Genomic DNA, 19,241 nt, shown 5'->3' with positions numbered 1-19,241 from the left:
TTAACAATCTTTTACATTTATCTGTGGGCGATGAGGGATTCGAACCCCCGACCCCCTCGGTGTAAACGAGGTGCTCTGAACCAACTGAGCTAATCGCCCTTTAGGAAATTGCTTTCCCGTTTTGCGGTTGCAAATGTACATAAATTTCTAAATTAAAAAAGGATAAAGCGAGTATTTTTTAGAGCTATTTATATGATGAAAAAAAACAGAGCTTTAAGTTGTTGAAAAAGAGTGTTTTTATGTGATGTATTTTTTTAAATAATGTCTTCTGAATCTCCTTCCGGTTCCATGTGGATAGTTGCATACATTCCAAGATCGTTATAAATTCTGTGTTCAAGCATTGTAGCATCATCATGTGCATCCTGAAGAGTGATGGTTTTAGGGAAAACCATATGAAATGTTACTTCGATATGATCGCCATAGCTATGCATGTGGATATGATGAATATTCATGTCTTTGCCATAACACTCGTTGGCAAAACCATGTAGCTTGTCGACTAATTTTTTTTCAGGTTCTTCTCCTATTAAAGGACTTACAGAATCTTTAATAATATCGTATGAAGTATATAATAATAAAAAAGAAACAGTGATGCCAAGAGCACCATCGATCCACCAATAATACTTGCCAACAAAGATACCTATTAATATTACTGCCGATGAAATTGCATCGCTTCTGTGGTGCCATCCATCAGCTTTTAACGACCTGGAAGAAGTTTTTCTCCCAACATAAAAAGAATATTGTGCCATAGCTTCGTTTGCAATTATAGATATTACTGTCACTATAATTGCAAGAGTTCCGTAATTGGCTGTTTTTCCGTTGTAAAGTCTTTCTATACTGTCTTTAAAAAACTCAAATGATACTATTGCCAATAGTATTCCTACAACCAGAGAAGCTATCCATTCAGCTCTTCCATAGCCAAAAGGTCTGCGTTCATTTTTATTTTTTGAAGAAACTTTAAAGCCCAGTAATACAATAACAGATGATATACTGTCGGATAAAGTGTGCCATGCATCAGCGATTAAGGCAATTGATGCAGAGCTAATACCTGCCCAATATTTTACTACGAATAAAATTAAGTTTCCAATGATTGAAATCCAAGCGGCACGATAGCCCAATATATTTTTATCCTTCATTAAATAATTATTATGAGAATCTATACAAATGTAGAACAAAAAAGAATAATTCTTGTTATCAGTTACGCATTGTGATATATTTGCAAGCTCAAAAAAAATAATGATCCGGTGTTGGAGGTAAGTCTCTGTTACTGAGAGGTAAATGTGTTTTATGGAATATAAAGTAGTAGTTTGTGATTTGGACGGAACATTGTTGGATTCGAATCACGCTTTGACTGAAAGAACTAAAAATGAAATAAAAAGAGTTTCAGGTTTAGGGCTAAAGGTGATTCTTGCTACCGGTCGTCATTATATTGATGTAAAAGGAGTAGCCGGGGAGTTGGATCTGGATACCTGTGTTATTGGATCTAATGGAACCAGAGTTTATTCGGGGGATGGTGAAAAACTGATCATGCATAATCTTGATGAAAAAGTAGTAGAATCGGTATTGGGCTATGATCTGCCTAAGGATGTTCACCTTAATATTTATCAGGGGAAAGAATGGTTGGTATTTGAAGATAATGAAGAGTTGTTGCGTTTCCATACACATTCCGGTTTTTCTTACCGGAAGCTGGTAAATAGAGAAGGTGTAAATAGCAAGGGGGTAAATAAATTTTATTTCTATTCTCACAATAAAGAAGCACTTAATGAGGTGGAAAGAGATCTTAAAGCTGTTTTAGACGGAATAGCAGATGTGTTTTTTTCACTGCATACAGTTGTAGAAGTAATGCCTAAAGGAATTTCTAAAGGTTTAGCTCTGCAAGAAATGATGAAGGATAATGGTATAAAACCGGATGAAGTAATTGCCTTTGGCGATGGTCTAAATGATTATGAAATGCTTTCATGGGTAGGGAAAGGGCTGCTTATGAAGAATGCAGATCAGAAGTTGATAGAATTATTGCCTGATTTAGATATAATTAATTCGAATAGTGAAGATGGTGTTGCAGAGTTTTTAGAACAATATATTAGTTGAAGAAGAAATTATGAAGAAGATATTTTTAGCAGTAATATTAACAGTAGTGATGGGTGGCTTAATTGCAGGGAATAATAAAGATAGTAATCCTGAAAGAGTCATAGGGGTAGAGGTAGGAAATATTGCACCTGCCATTGCGTTGAAAAACCCTGACGGGAAAGTAATGCAGTTAGCCGAAACCAGAGGTAAGTTAGTGCTTTTGGATTTTTGGGCCTCATGGTGCGGCCCCTGTCGCAGGGAGAATCCAAACGTAGTAAGAGTTTATGATAAATTTAGAGATTCAAAACTTAATGCCGGTAATGGTTTTACTGTGTTTGGGGTGTCATTAGACGGACTTCAGGACAGGCAGGGAAATGAAAAACAGATAAATGCAAAGTTCGAATGGATGAATGCCATTAAGCATGACAGGTTATCCTGGAAATATCAGGTTTCAGAACTTAAGGGTTGGAATTCGGATGTTCATAAGAAATATGGTGTAAGGTCAATTCCTTCTAATTTTTTGATAGATAAGAATGGCGTTATAGTTGGGAAAAATTTGAGAGGTGTAGAATTGTATCAGGCGGTTAAATTGGCTGAAAAATACAGTGGTGACAAATTAATAGAGGAAATTTCTAAATTATAGTGTCACTTTGTCATATTACTTTACTTGGCAAGCAATTTGATAGTGTCAGTTTTGATGACGCAATTGTAATTGTATCTGGTATATTTATATCGGTATTTACCATTGTTTTAATTAAGTATTTTTATAAGATGAGTAAGAAGAAAGAAGAAAAGTTGAAAGATAAAGAAGTAGAATCAAAAGTAGAAGATACGGTTGAGGAAAATGGAAAAACTTCTGATGATAAAGTGAAAGAGCAGGAAGAGTCTGCAGAAGATGTTGCGGAAGAGAAGATTTCGGAAGAGGAGAAGTTAAAAGAAGAATTAGCAAAGGAAAAGGATAAATATTTGAGACTTTTCGCTGAATTTGAAAATTATAAAAGAAGAACATCAAAAGAGAGATTTGATCTCTTTAAGACTGCTAATAGCGAATTGATGATTGCTTTACTACCAGTATTAGACGATTTTGACCGCGGTATTGTGGAGATTGAAAAGTCTGAAGATCAAGCATTGGTTGATGGTGTGAAGTTAATTCAAAATAAGCTTAAAGATATTTTAGGACAGAAGAATTTAAAGGAAGTTGAGGTTGCTCAAGGGGATGAATTTGATTCAGATCACCATGAAGCTATTACTCAGATTCCTGCGCCAAGCGATGATTTGAAAGGGAAGATTATCGATGTTGTTGAAAAAGGATATCAGTTAGGGGAGAAGGTAATAAGATTCCCGAAAGTGATACTAGGTATTAAATAAAATACGCTGTTGTTATAAATAGCTGAAAAAAAATTGCCCTGAGATATGTTTAAGGGGTTAAGAAATTTGATTCTACATTTATGAGCTCAATTTTGCGCATGCAAGGTGGTGAGTATATGAATGTAGTATCTGAAAAACACACAAATTATTAACAGATGAAGCAGGACTATTATGAAGTGTTGGGTGTTTCTAAAGGAGCGTCTGATAGTGAAATAAAGAAAGCATATCGTAAAATGGCAATAAAATATCATCCGGATAAAAATCCTGATGATCATACTGCTGAAGAGAAATTTAAAGCAGCTGCTGAGGCATATGAAGTCTTAAGTGACGGGAATAAAAGAGCCAGATATGATCAGTATGGTCATGCCGGAATGGGTGGAGCAGCCGGTGGAGGCTTCGGCGGAGGTTTTGGCGGAGGTATGAATATGGAAGACATATTCTCTCAGTTTGGCGATATTTTTGGCGGTCATTTTGGCGGTGGCGGTTTTGGCGGCGGCGGTCGTGGAAGAAGAGTAGTGCGTGGGTCTAATCTTAGAATTAGAGTAAAGCTTACTTTAGAGGAAATGGCCAACGGTGTTGAGAAGAAAATAAAAGTAAACCGACTTAAACAGGCTGCTGGTGTAACTTATAAAACCTGTACTACCTGTAATGGATCAGGACAGGTAACAAGAATACAAAATACAATACTGGGGCAGATGCAAACTGCGTCAACATGTCCTACATGTCACGGTGCCGGTCAGATGGTTGATAAAAGACCTTCTGGAACTGATGCAAACGGAATGGAGCGTCAGGAAGATACAGTTTCAATTAATATTCCTGCCGGAGTAATGGACGGAGTACAGTTGAAGGTGTCAGGAAAAGGGAATGATGCTCCCGGAGACGGTGTACCCGGTGATTTATTGGTTATAATCGAAGAAATAGAGCACGAATCATTAAAACGTGATGGAAATAATCTTCACCATGATCTGTATATTAGTTTTGCAGAGGCAGCTTTAGGTTGTGCTAAAGATGTGCCAACTGTTGGAGGTAAAGTTCGAATTAATTTGGAGGCCGGTGTGCAGTCTGGGAAGATTCTGCGATTAAGAGGTAAAGGCTTACCGAGTTTAGAAGGTTACGGAACCGGTGATATTTTGATTCATGTAAATGTTTGGACTCCGCAAAGGCTGTCTGATGAACAGACGAAGATGTTTGAAGAAATGCTTGATTCCGAGGAGTTAACCCCAAAACCTGGCAGGTCTCATAAGTCATTTTTCGACAGAGTAAAAGATATGTTTAATTAGGTTGATAATTTTTTTATAAAAATAAATTAAAGACGGATTCAATTTTTGAATTCGTCTTTTTTTTTACTTACTTGTAAGGGATTATTAAAGTTTTTGATTTAACCCAAAATAATAATTTACATGAGCTTGATCCGAGCAGAAAATGTTACAAAAAGCTACCATGAACACACTGCACTAGATAATTTAAGTATTGATGTTAAAAAGGGGAGTGTATATGGTTTGTTAGGGCCTAATGGCGCAGGAAAAACTACATTCATCAGAATAATTAATCAGATTGTAATCCCCGATTCGGGAACTATAATGTTTGATGATGAAGTATTACAGCCTAAACATATTTCTCAAATAGGCTATATGCCGGAAGAAAGAGGGCTTTATAGAAATATGAAAGTTGGGGAGCAGGCATTGTATTTAGCGCAATTAAAAGGACTGAGTTATCACGATGCAAAAATTAAACTGAAGTATTGGTTCGACAAGTTTGAAATATCCTCGTGGTGGAATAAAAAAATCGGACAACTGTCGAAAGGTATGGCACAGAAAGTTCAATTTATTGTTACTGTTCTTCACGATCCAAAACTGTTAATTTTTGATGAACCATTTAGTGGTTTCGATCCTTTAAATGCTCAGGTAATTAAAGATGAGATCCTGGAGCTTAAAGATAAAGGAGCAACAGTTTTATTTTCTACACATAGAATGGAATCAGTAGAGGAGATGTGCGACCACATAGCTCTGATAGATAATTCGCATAAAGTACTTGATGGAGAAATAGGAGAAGTAAAAAGAAATCACAGAAATAACAAGTACGATATTACTATAAATGATTATGATGTCCCCAATCTTGAAAAACTAAATAATATTGTTAGAGTGGAAAGTTCGAGATTAAATCAGAATTTCCACGATCAGGTAGATATTACTTTAAAAATGATAAATGGAACCAGTTCTCAGGAGTTGCTAAAGAAGTTGATGACACTTGGTGAACTTCACCGTTTTGCAGAAAATATACCGAGTATTAATGAAATATTTATTCAACATGTTGAGTAAGCTTTAAGCCTTTGTAATTATGAATAAAATTAAACTAATAATAAAAAGAGAGTATATTACAAAAGTCAGAAGGAGGTCATTCATTGTTATGTCGTTATTAGGTCCGTTATTTCTGGTTTTGGTTTTTGCAATTATTGCTTTCTTGGCAAGTATAAATACTGATAACAAAGTAATCGGTGTATACGACGAAACTTCTTTTTTTGTAGATGCTTTTAAGAGTGATCCGGGTATTAAATATGTATATTTCCCTACAACGGGTTTAAGGGAGGTGATCGATACTGCTGAGGCACGAGGATATTATGGACTTATCCATATACCTTTTAATGCTGATAATAATTTAGATGAAATTTCATCTTCTATAGAGTATTTCTCAAATAAAACCCCTCTTAATTCAGTTATAGCCAAATTGAAAGATAATATTGGAGATAAAATATGGTCATTAAAATTAAATAAGTTAGGGACAAGTGTAAAGATAGTGGAAGATGCTGATGTTGATGTATCTATGCGATATGTCAGTTATCATGGCGAATTGAAAAATTCAAAGATCGGATTGATGCAAATGGCTACCGGAGCAATGGCCGGAATAATGATCTATATGTTTATTTTTGTTTATGGTGTTCAGGTGATGCGTTCTGTAATAGAAGAGAAGACAAACAGAATTGTAGAGGTGATTATTTCATCGGTAAAGCCTTTTGAGCTTATGATGGGGAAAATTTTAGGTTCGGCATTGGTTGGTTTAACTCGTTTTGCTACCTGGACCATATTGTCGGGAGTACTGTTATCTATAGTTAAAAGTGCTTTCGGAATAGATGCACCCAATAAAGAGATAATTGATAGTACGATTAATCCTGAGTTTGAGAATGAAATTCATGAAGTAATAATATCGCTTTTCGATTTAAATTATGTGTTAATAGTAGGTGCATTTGCTTTTTTCTTTACAAGTGGTTACCTCTTGTATAGTGCAATGTTTGCATCGGTAGGGGCTGCTGTTGATTCTGAAACCGATACACAGCAATTTATGTTGCCGGTAACTCTGCCCTTGATTATTGCACTTTATTCCGGATTAATGGTTTTGGAGAATCCAAACGGTCCTGTTGCTTTTTGGTTGTCGATGATTCCATTTACCTCGCCTGTGGTGATGATGGCACGAATACCTTTTGATGTTCCTGCCTGGGAGCTTATTACTTCTATGCTTATTCTGGTAGCGAGTTTTGTATTAATAACTATTCTTGCTTCTAAGATTTATAAAACGGGAATATTGATGTATGGAAATAAACCTACATATAAAGAACTATGGAAATGGATAAGACATTCATAGAAAATATTGTTGAGGCATTTTATAAAGTATTAGATTTTACATTAATATCAACAAAACAAAAGGAAATTAATATAGGCGATATTGTGGTGATATTTTTGTATTTTTTTGCTGCGTGGTTTGTTTTGATGTTATTTAAAGTTGTAGTTGAAAGAACGATAAAACGAAAATGGGGAAAGGAAACTCAAAATGAGTTAAACAGATTTTATTCTCTCCACCAGATAGTAAAATATTTTGTATACTTTTTTACAATTTCTTCATTGTTAAAATACTTTGGTACTGATATTACTGTTATTCTTGCCGGTTCTACTGCTTTATTGGTTGGAGTTGGTTTGGGGATGCAGAATCTTTTTAACGATTTTGTTTCCGGAATATTAATTCTTTTCGACAGAACTTTATTAGTAAATGATATTCTGGAAATAGATGGGGTTATAGGTAGGGTTGAGCGTGTAGGTATGCGAACTACAACGGTGAAAACCAGAGAAGATAAAACAATGATAATTCCCAATCATTATTTCATGAGCGAAAAGCTTGTTAACTGGACTCAAACAGAGCTCGATACAAGGTTTAATTTATCTGTAGGGGTAGCATATGGAACGGATACATTGCTTGTAAAGGAATTATTGATCAAAGTTGCGGAAAAACACGATAAAGTTCTTGAAAATCCTAATCCTCAGGTGTTTTTTCAGGATTTTGGAGAAAGTTCTCTTAATTTTGATCTTGTATTTTATTTAGATGATGTGTTTAGAATTCAGAAAATAAAAAGTGACCTTAGGTTTGCGATTGATGAAATATTTAGGGAGAATAATGTGACTATTCCATTTCCGCAGAGAGATATACATGTAATAAAAAATAAATAAGAATAGATATTATGCCAAAAATACTAATAATAGAAGATGAAAGAAGTATTAGGAATGTCTTGAAAAACATTCTGACGGATGAAGATAAGAGTTATGATGTATTGGATGCAGAAGATGGTTATAAGGGGCTTGAAATTGTAAAGAATACTTCACTTGATCTGGTTATCTGCGATATTAAGATGCCGGGAATGGATGGTGTTGAGGTGTTGGAAGAAATAATGAAAATTTCTCCGGAGGTGCCCGTATTAATGATTTCGGGACATGGGGATATTGATACAGCCGTAGAAACAATTAAAAAAGGAGCCTATGATTATATTTCTAAGCCACCGGATTTAAACAGGTTGTTGAATTCGGTTAGAAATGCTTTAGATAAAGGGTCTTTGGTTGTTGAAAATAAACAGCTAAAGAAGAAGGTGTCTAAGAAGTATCAGATGGTAGGTTCATCAAAGGAGTTGAATGAAATAAAGGAGATGATAGAAAAGATTGCTCCTTCCGATGCCAGAGTATTGATAATGGGGCCAAATGGTGTAGGTAAAGAAATAGTAGCGCATTGGATTCATCAGAAGAGTAAGAGAGAAAAATTTCCAATGTTGGAGGTGAATTGTGCCGCTATACCGTCCGAACTTATCGAAAGTGAGTTATTTGGACATGAAAAGGGGGCATTTACATCGGCAAATAAGATGAGAAAAGGTAAGTTTGAATTAGCTAATGGCGGAACTCTTTTTCTGGATGAAATTGGAGATATGAGCCTTGGAGCACAGGCAAAAGTTTTGAGAGCACTTCAGGAAAACAAAATATCGAGAGTTGGAGGAGATAAGAGTATTTCTGTTGATGTAAGAGTTGTGGCTGCCACAAATAAAAACCTTCAGGAAGAAATTAAAAAAGGAAAATTCAGGGAGGATCTGTTTCACAGGTTAGCCGTAATACCAATTAATGTGCCTTCGCTAAACGAAAGAAAAGATGATATACCTGAGTTGGTGAGTTATTTTTCTAAAAATATTTGTGGAGAACAGGGGATATCTACTAAGTTGTTCGAAAGTGAAGCTCTGGATTTATTGAAACAAAAAGATTGGAGCGGGAATGTCAGAGAGCTCCGAAATGTGGTAGAGAGATTAATAATTCTTGGAGGGAAAAGTATAACAAAAGATGATGTGGTAAAATTTGTTTAACTTTATATGTGCAGGAGCTAGCTTCTGTATGTATGAAATTGAGTAAATTTTAAATCATTATCAATATGAAAGTGTCTGATTACAGGGTGAAGTCATCAAAAGATTTTGATTTAGATAATTATGATTCAGTATTGGATATTGGGTTGACCGAAGATGAATATAAGAGAGAGAAACGGAAATTTTTAAAACAGCTTTCAGAGGAACAATTTAAACTTTATGCCAGTTCTAAGTATGCTGTTCTTGTTGTGTTGCAGGGGATGGATGCATCGGGAAAAGATGGAATAATAAAGCATGTTTTATCAAACTTAAATACCCAGGGAACCGAAGTTCATAGTTTTAAGGTTCCAAGTGAACTGGAGCTAAGTCACGATTTTTTATGGCGTCATTTCAAAAAGTTACCCCCAAAAGGCAAAATAGGCATATTCAACAGGTCTTACTATGAGAATGTTCTGGTGACGAAGGTTCACCCTGAAATTATTTTGAATGAAAACATACCAAACATTAATAAAGTATCAGATATAGACAATAAGTTTTGGAAGCAAAGGTACAGGCAGATAAATAATTTTGAAAGGTACTTATATCAAAACGGAACTAAAATTATAAAGATATTTCTCAATATTTCAAACGAGCAACAGTCTGTTCGTTTGCTTTCAAGAATAAATGAGAGGGAAAAAAACTGGAAATTTTCGAAAGGCGATTTCGAAGAAAGAAAATACTGGGATGATTATAAAATGGCTTTTTCCGAAGCAATTAAGAATACATCAAAGAAATATGCGCCGTGGTATATTATTCCCGGTGACGACAAGAGGTATGCGCGGCTTTTAGTAGCAAAAATGCTCTATAGCGAACTTAGAAAGCTCAAGTTAAAAGTTCCCAAACCTACAGCTAAACAGCTTGTAGATTTGGAAGAATACAAAGACTTTCTTGTGAAAAAGTCAAAGTGATAGAACAAAAAACACCTGCAATAAATTATTATTTCAGTTTAACAGTTTCTAAGTTTTTTTCATCTTCAGGCGAAGAATTATCTTTTAACATTCTGATTTTTATTTTGAAAATAGCAAAGATCAGCGTCATAAAAGGACTTAGAATATTAAAAAATGCATAAGGAGCATATGCTATAGTAGAAACCCCCAGCACTGATGCCTGAGTAGCACCACAAGTATTCCAGGGAATTAAAACTGATGTTACTGTACCTGAATCTTCTAATGTTCTTGAAAGGTTTTCCGGAGCTAAGCCTCTTTCTTTGTATGCATCAGCATACATTCTACCTGGTACTACAATTGCAAGATATTGATCGGAAGCAGTTAAATTGAAGAATATAGAAGTTCCTGTAGTTGCAATGACTAATGAAGCAATTCCTTTTCCTAATTTTAATAAAGCATTTGAAATAGCATGTAAGGCTCCTATAGCTTCCATTATTCCCCCAAATACCATTGCGGTTATAATTAACCAAATAGTATTTAACATACCTGCCATTCCACTTGTAGAAAGTAAACTGTCTAATATTTCATTATTCGTCGACAGGCTGATATCTCCAATCATTGACTGTACAATTGTTTTGTACATAATCTGGAAATTAAGTGTGTCGCTTCCTGATATTTCCAGTATTAAATGGGGTTGAAAAATATATGCAAATAAACCTCCCAGTAGTGTTCCTATAAATAGAGCAGGTAGGGCAGGAACTTTTTTTATAATCATAAAAATTACTAAGACCGGTACTATAAATAGCCACGGGGTAATGTTGAAAGTTTCATCTAAAGAGCCGATAATTGCATGTGTATCTACTGATGAAGTGGAATCGTTATACGAAAATCCCATTATTAAGTATATGAGTAAAGCTATCCCCATTGAGGGAAAGGTTGTTAATGTCATATATCTTATGTGAGTAAACAGGTCTGTTCCTGCCATTGCAGGTGCAAGATTTGTAGTGTCGGACATTGGCGACATTTTATCTCCAAAATATGCACCGGAAATTATAGCCCCACCGATTACTTCTTCCGGTAATCCTAGTGCTTTTCCAATTCCTAACAGGGCAATACCTATAGTTGCTATAGTTGACCAGCTGCTTCCGGTAGCGACAGATATAAGTGCTGAGATGACTGCTGTTGCAAATAAGAAAATAGTTGGATTTAATATCTGAAGACCGTAATAAACCATTGCCGGTACGATACCCGAAAGTAACCAAGTGCCGGCAAGGGAACCAATAAATAATAGGATGACGATAGCTGAAGAGGTCGCTTTTAAATTTTTGGCTACTCCATCGAACATCTTTTCATAATCATAGCCATGGTAGTATCCAATAAATCCTGCTACTAATGCAGCCATCAATAAAGCCATTTGATTTGCTCCACCTAGAGTGTCATCAAATACCATCACATTGTAAGCTAATAGTGGGATAAGAACTATAATTGGAATTAAGGCCTGGAATAATGAAATATCTTTTTTACGCATATTATATTTATTGATGGAATAGAATAAGTGATGTTTGAGGGTGCAAAACTATACAGATCTATTAAGTTGTGAAAAATTGTATGGTATTGGTTCTTAATATATGATAATTGTTAAAAATATAAAAAAACCGATTAAAACAGTATGTTTTCTGTTAAATCGGTTTTATATTAATTGTTTATTTTGTGTCAGGTTGTATGAGTTTCTAAAACTCCAACTTCTATCATACAGGATTTAATTTTCTGATACGTTCTTTCGATATCGTGGTCTAATCCAATGGAAAAACGGATTAAACCCTGGCCAATGCCAATTTCACTTTGTTCTTTATCTGATATTTCAGAAGAAGTACTGGTTCCCGGAGCACTAAATAGTGTTTTGTAAAAACCTAAACTTACAGCAAGAAGTCCAATGTTGTCTCTTTGCATAGCTTCCATTAGATTGTTTGCTTTTTCTAAAGAACCTGTATCAATTGTAAACATACCCGAATATCCGAAGCCATCATTCTTTATAGCTTTTGTCAGTTCGTGTTGTGGGTGATTATCTAATCCCGGATACGAAACTGTTACACCCAGTTCTCGAAGTTTTTTTGTGATATACAGTGCATTTTTCGAATGTTGGCGCATTCTGATATGTAATGTTCTGAGGTTTTTAGTTATACCGGAAGCTCTGATAGGATCAAGAACAGGACCAAGTAACATACTTGCCCCATCGTTTACGTCTTTAAGGCTGTTTATAAATTCAGCACTAGCGCAAACCGCGCCACCTACGGCATCTGAAGCCCCGTTTATATATTTTGTTAAGCTGTATACAACAACATCTGCACCTAACCTTATCGGACTAAATACCATCGGAGTAAAGGTGTTGTCTACTACTAATTTAATGTTGTATTTCTTTGCGATTTTAGATATTTCAGGAATGTTGGCAACTTCCAGTAATGGATTACTGAGTGTTTCCATATAAATAACTTTTGTGTTTTCGTTTATTGAGTTTTCAATCTCAGAAAGATCAGTAGGAGAAACAAAAGTTGTTTTAATATTGAATTTTGGCAGGAAGTTTTGCAAAAAAGCGTGTGTACCACCATAAATTGTTCTACTGGCTATTATTTCATCTCCGGAATTACAAAGCTGTAATAAAACAGGTGTAATTGCACCCATTCCTGAGCCTGCAACATGGGCAGCTTCACTGCCTTCCATTGAGGCTAATGCATCTGCTAAAAATTGTCCGCTAGGACTGGTGTGACGGGAGTACAGGTATAAACCATCCGATTTGCCTTCGAAAGTATCGAGCATGTCCTGAGCTTTGTCGAATGTAAAAGTAGAAGAGTCTGTTATTGCCGGGTTTACTCCTTTATGATCGTCAGAATAATTTAAATCCTGGAGGTTGTTAGCGGGGTTAAAAGTCATTTTAGTATGTGTTAGTTTGTTATGGTTAACAATATATAAAATAACTTTGAAATACTTTTAAATATTATAAAAAAATAGACTGAAACTTAAGGTTGTGAGTGTGGGTGATCTTTTTTTTTAGTTTAAGTTTCAGTCTGTAATATATGGAGTGTTTTTATAGTTTGATTTCTGACCCGCTTTCCAATTCGTATGGAGTTTTATCAGCTTTAAAAATCCGGGCACTTAAGTTTCCTTTTAGAATAATAATGTCATCATTTACTTCAAGCCAGCTTCCTTCTCTCAATCCCACAACCGGAATTTTGTTTTGAGTGTGAAATTCTTTAATTCTGGTTTCACGGGTTTCGCCCTTGTGTTTTGATGTTGGGTCAGGATCTAAATAGTGTGGATTCATGTTGAACGGTACTAATCCTAAAGTTTCAAAGCTGGGAGGTTGAACAATTGGCATATCATTGGTAGTCCTCATATTTACTCCGGTAATATTACAGCCTGCTGAAGTTCCCATATAAGGTGTTCCGTTTTCAACAGCATGTTTAATTACATTCATTAATCCTAATTCGTGTAATTGTTTTACGAGTAAGAAAGTGTTTCCTCCACCCGTAAAGAAGCCCTCAGCATTGGCTATCGCTTCCTTTGGGTTTTCAAACTCATGCAGACCTTTTATATTTAAGTTAATTGTATTAAATTTTTCTTTAGCCATAAATGTGTATTCATCATGTGAAATTCCACCGGGACGAGCATATGGGATGAAGATAATATTCTTTTTTCCTGCAAAAAAGTTTTTTACTTCCGGTAATATATACTCTAAATAACTACTTCCGTATATTGTTGATGTGCTGACAATAAGTACTCTTTTCATATTTTTTTATTAGTAAGGAATAATGGATCCGGTAAATTATAGATTCTTTTCAAACTATTTATATACAGATAGTTTTAAATCCATTCGATAGCCTTTATGTTAATATTATGTTTTTATTTCTATAACAAATGTAATGAATAAACATGATGTTACCGGTAGTTGAAAAATGTTAAAAAAGTTATAAAAGTCTTAAGTTGGTGCAACATTGTTGTTTACTGCATCGTCATATCGTTGTTTAGTTGGTGTAATTTTATATCATAAAAAAATGTTAAAGTATGATTTTTAGACAATAAAATCATGATTTAATCGTCTGATAATCAACAGTGTTGCTCATGCTAAGCAATGAAATTTTAGATTAGTAGGGAATCCCGGTTTTGATAAAGGCCGGGATTTTTTTATTTTTTAATCAATGCAGTCCATATGCTAAGTTTTTTATTTTCCATTCTGGTCCATATAGGTCTTACTAAGCCATTATGGACATCAATATTATTGTAATCGCCGAAAAAAGTTTTATTGTTAACCTTGAAGGGGCTTTCAGAGATAACTTCATTTTGGAAAGTTTTAGCACCATCATATGAAGATGAAAGTATTACATCGAAACTACCATCTTTGTTTCTGCTGTTGTCGTAATATATAATGTGAATATTTCCATTTGCCTGATCAATTGCCATCCAGGTAAAAAATTGTTCTGCCTGTTTTGTTTCTGTGTTGATTTGAATGTCTTCAGACCATGTATTTCCACCATCATTAGAATATTTAACAAAAACATCCGGATTGCCGTTTTTATGATCGATCCAGTTTAAATATAAATTTCCCGAATTTGGACCATTGCTGTTGTCGCAAACTAAAATCGGCATTCCGTTTACTCTGTTTAAATCCTTAATTTTGTAATTCCAACCGCCTTCCTGTTCTGTAATAATTTTTTCTTCAGGAAACCATGTTCTTCCACTGTCGGAACTTTTATTTAAATATATTTTTTCGTCAAATGCCCATGCAACAAATATTTCTCCTTTTAAATTTACGGCAGGAACAGCACCTTCAACGGTATTATCGTCATCGCGACAATTTCCGGCAAATTTTGAGATTCGTTTAGCTTTTGTCCAAGTTTCTCCATTATCAGTCGACTTTGAAAACAGAATTAAAGAACTGTCTTTTTTACTTTTGGAATTGTATTTGTCAAATTGGGTCCAGGTTACGTAAATTTCATTGTTATTCTGATTTACCGTTGCCCATTCTTTATCCTGTTGTTTCGGAAAATTATTCCCTATTCCTTTTCCGTCGGTCCATGTTTTTCCACAATTATCCGATCTTTGCACTACAATTTGATTTAGTAATAATTTACTTGACCATCCTCCATTTTCTGGATCCGAAAGGTGAAAATAGAAAAAGTTCCCTTTAGTGTCTGAAATTATGCATGGATCACCATAAACACCAAGATTAGATTCCAGTTTCTCAGTTTCCCAGCTTGTACCGCCATCCGTTGATCTGTGTATATTGTCTAATACAGAACCGGCAACTATTTCATTGGTGTTATTCTTGTTTATTGATATAGAAGGTTCGCATGGACCGCCAAGTTTTGATTCAAAAATTTTCACATTTTTGTAGTTCGATTGTGAATACAATAATGTACTATTGAGTAATAATAAATAAATTATATATTTCATTTTAGTATTTGTTGTAGATATATTAAAATTAGTAAAAAAAATGAAGAGAATTATAATATTGTTTTTCATTGTGATGACATCGTTTGTTTTACATAAGTATTATGTAAGCATTTGTGAGATAGTTTACAATTCTGATTCAAAGCAGTTGGAGCTTAGTTTAAAGGTTTTTAACGACGATTGGCAAAATGCCTTGGAAAAGAGACTGGGAAAACCTGTTAATTTAGGGAGTCCTAATGAATATGACAATGTAGATTCACTGGAATTTAGTTATTTGCAGGATAATATTAAGATATTGGTAGATGATAGGGAAGTGCATTTGAAATATCTTGGGAGTGAAATAGATGGAGAATCCACGTGGATATATATGTTTGTTGAAAGTGTTGATGAAATTAATAGTATCGAAGTTCAGTACAAGATTCTTACAGAAGTTTTTGAAGAGCAACGCAATGTATTGCAGTTAAAAGTAGGAGAGAAAAATAAAAGTGCTTTGCTTACAAAAAGTAGAAATACTAAGAAGTTCATATTAAATTAAAAAAAATAAGCGAACTGCATTTGCAACTCGCTTATCAAAAAAAAGAAATGTTTTTTTACGCACTTACTTTTGAAGTATCCAGCTCTTTAGGATATTTACTATTTAGTTCGTCTAAGGTTAAGGCTTTTTTAATTTTTGAATAAAGCCTGTCAGAAGCAAAGCGTGATTTTAATCTTTTTTTTACAGTTGTAGCGTAATTGTAATCCATTGTAATTTAAATTTGGTTAATAAAGGTTGTTTACAAAGTACAAAAAATGATTAACAAATGCTTAAACTTAGGATCTTTTTTTTGTATAAAACTTTATTTAGCTTGTTTATTGTTAGATGATTACTAGATATGTAGGAAATGATAGTATTGAAATTAACGTATTGTCTGAATTGCTTTATGTCAACCCCATTCTCTTCTCTTCAGATAATCTTTGTTTTTCAATTTCTTCTGATAACCGTTTTGGAGTTATTTTACTGATTATGTTTTTTTGGTGTTTAATTTTCTGAAATGGATATTTTCTGATTTTAGGGTCCATTTGTTCTCTTTTATTTTCAAACGAATTAGCTCCTACTATACTTAGTTCACCTTTATTAAATAACTCTTGCTCTTTTAATGCGCTTTCTCTTACTTTTCTTTGAATAACGCCCTCTTTGAGTTGCTTGAGAAATCCACCGCCATTTTCGATTTGTTTAAAAATATCTAATGCTTTTTCGCTTATTTCACCTTTTAAATAGTCGATGTAATAGCTGCCTTCGCTAATATTGTCGACCTTATTAATCTTTGCTTCTTCTTTTAAGATCATTAGCTGGTTGTAGGCCAGTCTTCCTGAAAATTTGTTCGGTGCATTATATGTAGAGTCAAATGCTTCGTTCGCATAGGTATCTACACCTGAAATAATTGCAGAAAAAGCCTCAGTTGTACTTCTTAATAAATTGTTGTGAGAATCGTAAATTGACTTGTTTCGTAAGCTGGATTCACCTAGGATAATATTTTCAGTAACAATATTATATTTACTTTTTATCAGGTCGATCAGATAATCGAAAGCTGATATTTTTGCAATTTCAAAGAAAAAATTGGAACCGAAAGCAAAATTATACTGAACTCCGGAGAAAAAATCAGCACCAATTATATTGGCATATTCAACTGATATTGCCAGTGTATAGGCTACCTGCTGTATGATATTCGCACCTGAATTTTGAAATAAAGACGAATCAATGCTAAAAGGTATTATATTGTCGTATTTAATGGATGCTGCTTTTTTTAGTAATTCCAGATCTTCTTTTTCTGATGATTGCCAGTTGCCTCTGGAAGCTAATCTGCTGATAGGGTCAATGTTTAAATATATTTTATTCCCTGCCGAAATTTTTTTCGCCCATTCCTCAATTATTGGTAAATAGCCTTCTTCGAAACTTTCGAATCTTAAGGAAATGTCCCTGTTGAATAAATTATGGACAGAGTTTAATGACTCTAAACTGAACCCTTCAGGAATATAGATAATTATAGTGTCGAACTCTTCTCTTAAAGTTGATCTTAATATTTTTATGGATCTTTCATCGTTTTTTAATAAAAACGACTTACTGAACCTCAGATCTGAGCTAGAAATTCTGCTGTGGTTATTTTTTTTTGATTTAGAATCGGCAGACAGATATGGCGGGGCACTAATTCCTTCTAAGCTATGGTATGTTAGAACTTGGTTGAAATCTTTACCATCAAGGTCGAAATTAGCCTTGTTTTTCCATTCTTTAAATGAGATCGGTCTAAACTCAGAAAACAATTTCCCCATTATGCTATTTTATTTGTTATCTTCTTTTATTATAAATATATCTTCATTTTCTTTTTTCATCAAAAATCGTTCTCTGGCGTATTTTTCAAGCTTTTCCGGGTTGTTTTCTAATTCTTTTAAAGCTTTACGGTCTTTCGAAATCTCTTCTTTGTAATAACCTTTCCTGTCTTCCAGTTTTTCAATAGACTTATTTAGATCTCTGTGTTTTAACCATGAATTAGTGTCAATAAACAGTATCCAAAATAAGAAAAATATAAAAATAACTAAGAATTTATGATTCTTTATAATCCTTAGTATGCTGCCTTTTTTTAAATCCATTCGTTTTTTTATGATGTATATATTAGGTGTTTAATTTTTTCTCTACTACTGTTGATAATACTCTTATCGCAACTTTATTTTCGCCACCCAGAGGGATAATTAAGTCTGCATAATTTTTCGAAGGTTCAATAAATTGATCATGCATTGGTTTAACTGTATCATGATATCTTTCCAGTACTTCTTCAACACTTCTTCCCCGTTCAATAGTGTCCCTTTTTATTAATCTGACTAATCTGTCATCAGCACTGGTATGAACATATATTTTTATATCAAATAAGTCTCTTAGTTCCTGATTTGTTAATATTAAAATACCTTCTACAATTATTACCTTTTTTGGTGAAACCGGAATTGTTTTTTCCGATCTTGTACAGGTGAGGTAGGAGTAGGTCGGCTCTTCAATAGACTTGCCTGCTTTTAAATCTTTGATGTGTTCAACTAAAAGTTCAAATTCCAGTGAGTTTGGATGATCGAAATTTAGTTTCTTCCTTTCCTCAAGATCTAAATGGCTATTGTCTTTATAGTATGAATCTTGCGAAAGTATTGCTACATCGTTTTTATTCAAACCATCGATAATCTTTCTTACCACAGTAGTCTTTCCGGATCCCGTTCCACCGGCTATTCCTATTATTAACATATATATGTGTTTTGTAATGCAAAAGTAAATAATATCTTCACCTGTGTTAAGATAACAAATAATTTTTTGTTAAATGATTTTGTACTGGAATTTTTGAGACTGCCCGGTCTGTCATATACAAGACAGGCTGCCCGTTACTAAACACTGTTGCTAAATACTTTTGCAATAGTTCTGCCGGGGTGCCTTTGCTAAGTTCAGAGTCGTTGCAAAATTTTGTTCGATTTATTTAGCGCCTTAAGTGGAAGGTTTAAATATGGAGTATTTGTTAAATTGTAATAATTTAATTTCACTACACTTCATATAGTATAATGTAGTCTTTTTTATTGTTATATAATGTGTGTGATAGTAGAGTGATTCTCTCCGAACAAAACAATCCTGTTCGCCCTGAAAAAAAGGCATTTCATCAGTAAATATGAATTGTTTTAAAAAAAGCTTCAAAAACACTTGCGGGGAATGCAAATCTTACTACTTTTGCACCCGCTTTGAAAAACAAATAACGTTTTTCTTTAAGTGAGCAGAA

Annotated in this window: 19 protein-coding genes and 1 tRNA gene; 10 read left to right on the top strand and 10 right to left on the bottom strand. The window is 34.2% G+C overall.

The window, feature by feature from the left end:
• Window positions 1-24: 24 nt before the first annotated feature.
• Window positions 25-99: transfer RNA gene (locus ABFR62_07085), tRNA-Val, on the bottom strand.
• 155 nt (window positions 100-254) lie between these two features.
• The gene (locus ABFR62_07080; GenBank protein ID MEN8138179.1) at window positions 255-1,133 is read right to left on the bottom strand and encodes a cation diffusion facilitator family transporter; all 879 of its coding nucleotides are present in this window, start codon (window positions 1,131-1,133) and stop codon (window positions 255-257) included.
• 151 nt (window positions 1,134-1,284) lie between these two features.
• Between ABFR62_07080 and ABFR62_07075 the strand changes: the two genes are divergently transcribed.
• The 9 genes from ABFR62_07075 to ABFR62_07035 all read left to right on the top strand — a co-directional run bounded on the left by ABFR62_07075 (window position 1,285) and on the right by ABFR62_07035 (window position 10,038).
• Window positions 1,285-2,085: a Cof-type HAD-IIB family hydrolase gene (locus tag ABFR62_07075; protein MEN8138178.1), complete on the top strand. Its 801-nt coding sequence runs from the start codon at window positions 1,285-1,287 to the stop codon at window positions 2,083-2,085.
• A gap of 10 nt (window positions 2,086-2,095) precedes the next feature.
• A complete protein-coding gene (locus ABFR62_07070; GenBank protein ID MEN8138177.1) occupies window positions 2,096-2,707 on the top strand; it encodes a TlpA disulfide reductase family protein in 612 nt (203 codons plus the stop codon).
• 128 nt (window positions 2,708-2,835) lie between these two features.
• Complete coding sequence (locus ABFR62_07065) at window positions 2,836-3,432, top strand: nucleotide exchange factor GrpE (protein MEN8138176.1); 597 nt, start codon at window positions 2,836-2,838, stop codon at window positions 3,430-3,432.
• A 155-nt stretch (window positions 3,433-3,587) separates the two neighbouring features.
• A complete protein-coding gene (dnaJ, locus tag ABFR62_07060) occupies window positions 3,588-4,712 on the top strand; it encodes a molecular chaperone DnaJ (protein MEN8138175.1) in 1,125 nt (374 codons plus the stop codon).
• Window positions 4,713-4,838: 126 nt separating this feature from the next.
• Window positions 4,839-5,750 carry an ATP-binding cassette domain-containing protein gene (locus tag ABFR62_07055; protein MEN8138174.1) on the top strand — a complete coding sequence of 304 codons (912 nt, stop codon included), beginning with the start codon at window positions 4,839-4,841 and terminating at the stop codon, window positions 5,748-5,750.
• Window positions 5,751-5,769: 19 nt separating this feature from the next.
• Window positions 5,770-7,068, top strand: coding sequence for an ABC transporter permease (locus ABFR62_07050; protein MEN8138173.1), 1,299 nt, complete (start codon window positions 5,770-5,772; stop codon window positions 7,066-7,068).
• Complete coding sequence (locus ABFR62_07045; protein MEN8138172.1) at window positions 7,050-7,925, top strand: mechanosensitive ion channel domain-containing protein; 876 nt, start codon at window positions 7,050-7,052, stop codon at window positions 7,923-7,925. Before ABFR62_07050 ends, ABFR62_07045 begins: the two co-directional genes overlap by 19 nt.
• 11 nt (window positions 7,926-7,936) lie before the next feature.
• The gene (locus ABFR62_07040; GenBank protein ID MEN8138171.1) at window positions 7,937-9,094 is read left to right on the top strand and encodes a sigma-54 dependent transcriptional regulator; all 1,158 of its coding nucleotides are present in this window, start codon (window positions 7,937-7,939) and stop codon (window positions 9,092-9,094) included.
• Window positions 9,095-9,159: 65 nt separating this feature from the next.
• Window positions 9,160-10,038 (top strand): PPK2 family polyphosphate kinase, encoded by an 879-nt coding sequence (locus ABFR62_07035; protein ID MEN8138170.1) that lies wholly within the window; start codon window positions 9,160-9,162, stop codon window positions 10,036-10,038.
• Between the two features lie 28 nt (window positions 10,039-10,066).
• Here ABFR62_07035 and nhaC read toward each other — a convergent pair whose 3' ends face one another.
• From nhaC to ABFR62_07015, 4 genes are all read right to left on the bottom strand, one after another.
• Window positions 10,067-11,545: a Na+/H+ antiporter NhaC gene (gene nhaC, locus ABFR62_07030; protein MEN8138169.1), complete on the bottom strand. Its 1,479-nt coding sequence runs from the start codon at window positions 11,543-11,545 to the stop codon at window positions 10,067-10,069.
• Window positions 11,546-11,730: 185 nt separating this feature from the next.
• The gene (locus tag ABFR62_07025; protein ID MEN8138168.1) at window positions 11,731-12,945 is read right to left on the bottom strand and encodes an aminotransferase class I/II-fold pyridoxal phosphate-dependent enzyme; all 1,215 of its coding nucleotides are present in this window, start codon (window positions 12,943-12,945) and stop codon (window positions 11,731-11,733) included.
• A 154-nt stretch (window positions 12,946-13,099) separates the two neighbouring features.
• Entirely contained in the window at window positions 13,100-13,801 is a 702-nt protein-coding gene (gene pepE, locus ABFR62_07020) for a dipeptidase PepE (GenBank protein MEN8138167.1), read from the bottom strand.
• Between the two features lie 395 nt (window positions 13,802-14,196).
• Complete coding sequence (locus ABFR62_07015) at window positions 14,197-15,465, bottom strand: sialidase family protein (protein MEN8138166.1); 1,269 nt, start codon at window positions 15,463-15,465, stop codon at window positions 14,197-14,199.
• 40 nt (window positions 15,466-15,505) lie between these two features.
• Here ABFR62_07015 and ABFR62_07010 point away from each other — a divergent pair, with 40 nt between their 5' ends.
• A complete protein-coding gene (locus ABFR62_07010) occupies window positions 15,506-15,997 on the top strand; it encodes a DUF6702 family protein (protein ID MEN8138165.1) in 492 nt (163 codons plus the stop codon).
• A 55-nt stretch (window positions 15,998-16,052) separates the two neighbouring features.
• Here the strand turns inward: ABFR62_07010 and ABFR62_07005 are convergent, their stop codons facing one another.
• The 4 genes from ABFR62_07005 to udk all read right to left on the bottom strand — a co-directional run bounded on the left by ABFR62_07005 (window position 16,053) and on the right by udk (window position 18,721).
• The gene (locus ABFR62_07005) at window positions 16,053-16,205 is read right to left on the bottom strand and encodes a hypothetical protein (GenBank protein ID MEN8138164.1); all 153 of its coding nucleotides are present in this window, start codon (window positions 16,203-16,205) and stop codon (window positions 16,053-16,055) included.
• A 175-nt stretch (window positions 16,206-16,380) separates the two neighbouring features.
• Window positions 16,381-17,769: a methylmalonyl-CoA mutase family protein gene (locus ABFR62_07000; protein MEN8138163.1), complete on the bottom strand. Its 1,389-nt coding sequence runs from the start codon at window positions 17,767-17,769 to the stop codon at window positions 16,381-16,383.
• Between the two features lie 9 nt (window positions 17,770-17,778).
• Window positions 17,779-18,087 (bottom strand): septum formation initiator family protein, encoded by a 309-nt coding sequence (locus tag ABFR62_06995; GenBank protein MEN8138162.1) that lies wholly within the window; start codon window positions 18,085-18,087, stop codon window positions 17,779-17,781.
• 22 nt (window positions 18,088-18,109) lie between these two features.
• Window positions 18,110-18,721 (bottom strand): uridine kinase, encoded by a 612-nt coding sequence (udk, locus tag ABFR62_06990; GenBank protein MEN8138161.1) that lies wholly within the window; start codon window positions 18,719-18,721, stop codon window positions 18,110-18,112.
• Between the last annotated feature and the right edge of the window lie 520 nt (window positions 18,722-19,241).

Source organism: Bacteroidota bacterium, from assembly GCA_039714315.1.
Classification (GTDB): Bacteria; Bacteroidota; Bacteroidia; order Flavobacteriales; family JADGDT01; genus JADGDT01.
This window is presented reverse-complemented; position numbering and strand designations above follow the sequence as displayed.

Bases quoted from the DNA above. Each gene is read 5' to 3' on its own strand.
- ABFR62_07080 (MEN8138179.1), bottom strand. From the start codon at position 1,133: ATGAAGGATAAAAATATATTGGGCTATCGTGCCGCTTGGATTTCAATC.
- ABFR62_07075 (MEN8138178.1), top strand. From the start codon at position 1,285: ATGGAATATAAAGTAGTAGTTTGTGATTTGGACGGAACATTGTTGGAT.
- ABFR62_07070 (MEN8138177.1), top strand. From the start codon at position 2,096: ATGAAGAAGATATTTTTAGCAGTAATATTAACAGTAGTGATGGGTGGC.
- ABFR62_07065 (MEN8138176.1), top strand. From the start codon at position 2,836: ATGAGTAAGAAGAAAGAAGAAAAGTTGAAAGATAAAGAAGTAGAATCA.
- dnaJ (MEN8138175.1), top strand. From the start codon at position 3,588: ATGAAGCAGGACTATTATGAAGTGTTGGGTGTTTCTAAAGGAGCGTCT.
- ABFR62_07050 (MEN8138173.1), top strand. From the start codon at position 5,770: ATGAATAAAATTAAACTAATAATAAAAAGAGAGTATATTACAAAAGTC.
- ABFR62_07045 (MEN8138172.1), top strand. From the start codon at position 7,050: ATGGATAAGACATTCATAGAAAATATTGTTGAGGCATTTTATAAAGTA.
- ABFR62_07040 (MEN8138171.1), top strand. From the start codon at position 7,937: ATGCCAAAAATACTAATAATAGAAGATGAAAGAAGTATTAGGAATGTC.
- ABFR62_07035 (MEN8138170.1), top strand. From the start codon at position 9,160: ATGAAAGTGTCTGATTACAGGGTGAAGTCATCAAAAGATTTTGATTTA.
- nhaC (MEN8138169.1), bottom strand. From the start codon at position 11,545: ATGCGTAAAAAAGATATTTCATTATTCCAGGCCTTAATTCCAATTATA.
- ABFR62_07025 (MEN8138168.1), bottom strand. From the start codon at position 12,945: ATGACTTTTAACCCCGCTAACAACCTCCAGGATTTAAATTATTCTGAC.
- pepE (MEN8138167.1), bottom strand. From the start codon at position 13,801: ATGAAAAGAGTACTTATTGTCAGCACATCAACAATATACGGAAGTAGT.
- ABFR62_07015 (MEN8138166.1), bottom strand. From the start codon at position 15,465: ATGAAATATATAATTTATTTATTATTACTCAATAGTACATTATTGTAT.
- ABFR62_07010 (MEN8138165.1), top strand. From the start codon at position 15,506: ATGAAGAGAATTATAATATTGTTTTTCATTGTGATGACATCGTTTGTT.
- ABFR62_07005 (MEN8138164.1), bottom strand. From the start codon at position 16,205: ATGGATTACAATTACGCTACAACTGTAAAAAAAAGATTAAAATCACGC.
- ABFR62_07000 (MEN8138163.1), bottom strand. From the start codon at position 17,769: ATGGGGAAATTGTTTTCTGAGTTTAGACCGATCTCATTTAAAGAATGG.
- ABFR62_06995 (MEN8138162.1), bottom strand. From the start codon at position 18,087: ATGGATTTAAAAAAAGGCAGCATACTAAGGATTATAAAGAATCATAAA.
- udk (MEN8138161.1), bottom strand. From the start codon at position 18,721: ATGTTAATAATAGGAATAGCCGGTGGAACGGGATCCGGAAAGACTACT.